Consider the following 3,857-nt stretch of genomic DNA (forward strand, 5'->3'; position numbering starts at 1 on the left):
AAACAGTTAAATAAATTGACTGATGATGATCAGTTAAGCTAATTTAAAAACGGCTCTACAAAATGATAAATCAAGTGATCAAAGCTGATGAGAATCGGTGATCAAAGTCATGAGAATACGCACAATTAAAGCAACAGCAAATCCTCCTTTATATTTTATGTGAAAGTCAGTTGTCGATTGAATCAAAATAGGAACTAGGCTATGGTTGAAGCATTAATCAAAATAAAATAAAAGCGAGTAATTCTACAGGCTCGTTATGTTGGAGATCTTCGGGAGCCATAATATGAACTTGCCAAGTAAGAATGATTTTCCTGAAGGCTCCAGATTCTATATCAAAGAATTTGATGTACCACTAGTCCAGATACCAGACGGTAGTCTTTCTAAGTGGTTTAATTGGTTTGGCGGCAAGCCGAAAGAATACGCCCCAGAAGGTTTAAAGCCTGGCAACAATTGGGAAGCAGAGTCATTTAGTGAGTGGCAGAAAATTGTGAAAGAATCACTTTAAACTATGAATTATATCCCGCCTAAAGCTATTGAGTGTTGGAGAGTCGATAATCCAGGGGGGGAATTATATGAAACCTCAATCATGGATAATTATACGGTGATATCGGCATATGGAAGGTATGCTCATTGCTCGGGATGTAAGATAGTTTCATGGCAAGAGTTTCTAAGTGGTGAATTGAATGAGCTCGTTACCAAAACAATGGGGAGTGAAGTATTAAATGAAATTCATCATAAATTACGCTCAATCACATAACAAAAAGCTGCAACATGACTCCGTAAGTTGGCGTTATGTGTCATGGTAGATATGGAAACACTTCAAGAAAAAAATAATAAATACGCTAAATACCACAGAAATGATTCTTGGGGTGTCTTTGTAGCATTTACAATCATGTCACCTTTATTATTCAGTTATGGATATGAATTTTTCTATTGGTTTCAGGGTGAAATAATTGAAGTTCCTCATCCCGCTTTTGTGTTAGTTGGAGCATTGTTTTATGGTGGTATAATGGTCGCAATGGGCGATATCATTATATTTTCCAAACTACTCAAAGTATTCTCGCTTATTGCGGTTATGTGCTGGTTTAGCTATTTTTGGGTTGTGCTTAATCTATCTTGGCTTGCTTTTGCACCCTTAGTTCCTGTTTTTATACTTTTACAAATTCAAATGCCAAAAATTAAAGCTAACTCAAACAAATATGGCGATGACACATAACAAAGCAATAATGAAAGGGACGCAAAAAGCTTAGCCCGCGTCACTTCGTTCCTAATTTTAGCCAAGCTTTTCTGCGCCACATATTGCGGCTAGGAGCGACAAGCCGAAAGTATTGAGTTAGGAACTATTTATTGAAAGCTGTGAAGTTCGCTCAATTTTGATGTGCATGCTGTTTAGAGTATCTTGTAGGAGGTAAATTGATAATACCCAATAAGTTAAAAATGAATGATGAAGTTAGGATAATTGCGCCTTCAAGAAGTTTATCAATTATTGACCAAGAGACGCGAGAAATAGCAAACACAAGGTTTGAAGAGCTTGGCCTCAAATTGTCATTTTCAAAAAACTGTGAGTCGATAGATGATTTTTCGTCTTCATCTATAAAAGAAAGAATTGAAGATTTACATGAAGCATTCCTAGATAAAAAGGTAAAAGCTATCTTTACTGTTATCGGGGGCGATAATGTAAATCAATTACTAAAGTATATTGACTATAATATTGTTAAAAAAAATCCAAAAATTATATGTGGGTATTCTGATACTACAGCTTTATCAAATGCCTTATTTCATAAAACCGGACTAATAACTTACTCAGGGCCTGCATATTCAACTTTGGGGATGCTTAAAGGTATTGATTTTTCAATAAATTATATTAAAAAGTGTTTATTCTCAAGTGATCCTTATGAAGTTATAAACCCCGAACAATGGAGTGATGATTCATGGTTTTTAGATCAGGAAAAAAGAAGCTTTTATAAAGACAATGGCATAAAAGTTTTAAATCATGGTAAAGCTGAAGGAAAAATACTTGGAGGCAACCTTTGTACTTTAAATCTGCTTCAAGGAACTGAATTTATGCCTGACTTAACAAATTCTGTACTATTTCTTGAAGATGACGAGTTAACATCCCCTTCAAATTTTGACAGAGATCTGCAATCATTAATTCACCAAAAACATTTCGACAGAGTTAAAGGAATAGTCATTGGGAAATTTCAATTAAAGTCAGAAGTATCTGAAGACTTACTTAAAAAGATTATACAATCTAAACAAGAGTTAGAGTCAATTCCCGTGCTTTATAACTTAAACTTTGGACATACAACACCCCATATATGCTTTCCTATTGGTGGACTTGTGAAGATAGATACGAAAAGTCGTAAACAAATAACAATAGAAAAACATTAGGTAAAGAATACTCGAGTAATTAGCTAAATTTCATAATAATTAATGGTTGCGGATTTAATATTAAGAGTAATGGGATTGCATCGCCCTTGCTTGACTGACTGCTCATTGCAATTTTGAGTAGTTCGGCTTTGATCGAGAAGTAAACATTCGAGGGTTTTCGCATCGATTGTAGGTTTGTTGAGATAACGGACGCTTCAAAACGCTAATAATTAATCATCAATTATACCAAAGGGTTAAATTTCATTCGCTCAACTCCGCAGCTCAAGTTATGTAAAAACGATTGATTAATAGACGAAAAATAGGCGGCTTCACTCCATTATGAATATAAAAGAGAGGTTAAAATGGAAAATATGAGGCATTATATATTTTGATTTTATGAAAAATGACGTTTTATTTTACCTACACTCAACACATTACTAATGGCTTAACTACTATGAACTCAGCGTCAAAGAATACAATGCGAACATTTATACACTCGGTCTCAGTTATGTGCGCTGCGCTGTTACTGACAAGTTGTGTGAGTTGGATTGCACCAACTGTTAAATCTGAGTTGATAGCGCTTCAAGCGGGCGAATATCAGCTAGACAGTCAACATGCTGCATTAATATTTAAAATCCAACATTTAGGGTTATCAACCTATGTAGGGCGTTTTAATAAATTTGATGCACAACTCAACTTTGACCCTAATAATATGGCTGCCGCGTCATTAAACGCAGTGGTGGATATTAGCTCTATTGATATTAACAATGCTGACTTAGCAGAAACCTTACAAAATGATACTTGGTTTAACAGTGAGCGCTTTGCGCAAGCATCATTTACTAGCCACACTGTTACAGTTATATCTGATAACAGTTTTAATTTCTCAGGTGATTTAACTCTTAGAGGCGTTACCAAACCTGTGACGTTTAAAGCCACATTTCACGGTGGAGCAGACAACTGGATGACAGGAAAATACACCATTGGTTTTAGTGCGGTCGGTCAAATCAAACGTTCTGACTTTGGCATGGACAGTTATATACCGATTGTTGGGGATCAAATTGACTTAGAAGTTTATGCGGAATTTATTAATGTTGGTAAGCAATAAGAAGTAAGTGATAGCTACTAAATCGTCAATCAGTGACATTTTCAGATAGAATATAATCCCTGAATGACCGCTAGGGCACTTTTGTGAAGTTTGTCTAAAAAGCGAAATACGGGCTAAATATTTTTAGCATGTGTTTCCATTTTGGTCGACTTTACTTGTGCCACATACCTGTCTTTTTCTGAGCAACAATAGGCCTTGATTGGATTGTTTTACCATGTGCGATGTCATTTACTCACCTCCCCCCTCTTGGTTTACTATCCCCCTGTGTCAGGATAGTTGTCGCCTCTAACTTTTAATAGAGGCAGATAAAAATGAGACGTCGATTTACACAAGAATTTAAAGTTCAAGCGGTTGAAAAAGCATTATCTCAATGTGATGATGT

4 protein-coding genes are annotated in these 3,857 nt (G+C 35.6%); all 4 read left to right on the top strand.

The features are described from left to right. Positions 1-256: 256 nt before the first annotated feature. The 4 genes from H5187_RS22785 to H5187_RS22800 all read left to right on the top strand — a co-directional run bounded on the left by H5187_RS22785 (position 257) and on the right by H5187_RS22800 (position 3,475). Complete coding sequence (locus tag H5187_RS22785; RefSeq protein WP_220491230.1) at positions 257-505, top strand: hypothetical protein; 249 nt, start codon at positions 257-259, stop codon at positions 503-505. A 294-nt stretch (positions 506-799) separates the two neighbouring features. Next, complete coding sequence (locus tag H5187_RS22790; protein WP_182798404.1) at positions 800-1,216, top strand: hypothetical protein; 417 nt, start codon at positions 800-802, stop codon at positions 1,214-1,216. Between the two features lie 221 nt (positions 1,217-1,437). Then, positions 1,438-2,391 carry a S66 peptidase family protein gene (locus tag H5187_RS22795; RefSeq protein WP_182717807.1) on the top strand — a complete coding sequence of 318 codons (954 nt, stop codon included), beginning with the start codon at positions 1,438-1,440 and terminating at the stop codon, positions 2,389-2,391. A gap of 457 nt (positions 2,392-2,848) precedes the next feature. After that, complete coding sequence (locus H5187_RS22800; protein ID WP_259398789.1) at positions 2,849-3,475, top strand: YceI family protein; 627 nt, start codon at positions 2,849-2,851, stop codon at positions 3,473-3,475. Positions 3,476-3,857 lie beyond the last annotated feature (382 nt).

The organism is Pseudoalteromonas sp. SG44-1 (assembly GCF_014164315.1).
Classification (GTDB): Bacteria; Pseudomonadota; Gammaproteobacteria; order Enterobacterales; family Alteromonadaceae; genus Pseudoalteromonas; species Pseudoalteromonas rhizosphaerae.